Here is a 1,202-nt window from a genome sequence, read left to right on the forward strand (position 1 = left end):
GGCGGCGAGCGCCCAGGAGAGCAGGGGCAGCCCGACCAGCACGGCGGCCAGGTAGGGCCACGGCAGCACCATCGGGTGGGTGCCGAGTTCGATACCGCCGGTTGGATCGACCGAGGCCACCGCGCCGGCGTTCTGCACCTGCTGGACGGCGGCGGCGGGCAGCAGACCGGCCGCCGTCCCGAGCACCGCGCCGACGGCGGCGATCAGGGCGCACTGCAGGCCGGAGAGCCTGCGCCGGATCCCGCTACCGGCGCCGACCGCCGCCAGGGTGGCGAGGTCGCGCTGGGAGTCCGAGGCCGCCAGGCCGGTGGCGATGCCGGCCGCGGCGAGGGCCACCACCGAGGCGGCCACCCCGAGCCCGAGCGCCACCACGTCGTCGTGGCCGCCCCGGTAGCCGCGCTCGACCCGCAGGTCGTTGCGGATGCCGTCGGCGGTGACCGCGGCGGCCGCCCGCTGTTCGGCGGCCGCGGACGGGGCCTGCGCGGGCCGCCACACCGAGCCCGCGGGGGCGAGGACGAAGCCGGCCCGCCGGGCCGCGTCCGGTGACAGCACGGCCCGGACCGAGGGCACCTCGGCCTTGGCCGCCACGGCCGGCAGGGTGAGCGTCGAGGCGGTGTTGCCCTCCGGTCCCGTGGCGCCGAAACGGGTGAGCGCCAGGGTCACCGAGCCGTCCTTGACCAGGGCGGGGTCGAGGACCACCACCCGGCCCTCGGCCAGCGCGCCGGCCGCCTCGGGCGCGTCCGCGCCGAGCAGGTTGTGCAGGAGCGCGGCGTCGCCCGCGACCAGTTCGCCGAACTGCTGGGCGTCCGGGGCGACGGCCGGCCTGCACCGCGGGTCGGTCGCCAGCAGCCGCTCGGCGTTCTCGGTGGTGATCCGGGCGCCGTAGCTGTCGGCCGGCAGGCCGGACAGCGGCGGGCAGAGGTTCTCCGCCGGGGTGGTCAGGGCGATCCGGCCGCAGAAGCCGCCCGGGGTGCCGTCGCAGGCGCCGTAGCCGACCGTCTGCAGGTCGGCGCGCGGGCCGAGGCCGGGTACCGACCGCTCGACCGCGGCCCGCGGACCGGCCGGATCGCCGGCCTGGACGCGCAGGGTGACGGCGCCGGACGGGGCCGACGGCGCGTACCCGGCGCGGTCCGCCGCCGCGGTGCCGGCCTGGAAGGTCAGCACCGCCACCGCGCCGGCCACCGCCGCCATCACGGCCGCGA

The 1,202-nt window shown here is 79.3% G+C and carries 1 pseudogene; it reads right to left on the bottom strand.

Annotated features, from left to right (window positions below):
- Positions 1–1,202 (bottom strand): annotated as a pseudogene (locus AA75_RS50210) (hypothetical protein); the annotation flags it as partial.

This window comes from Kitasatospora sp. MBT63 (assembly GCF_000710465.2).
Taxonomy (GTDB): Bacteria; Actinomycetota; Actinomycetes; order Streptomycetales; family Streptomycetaceae; genus Kitasatospora.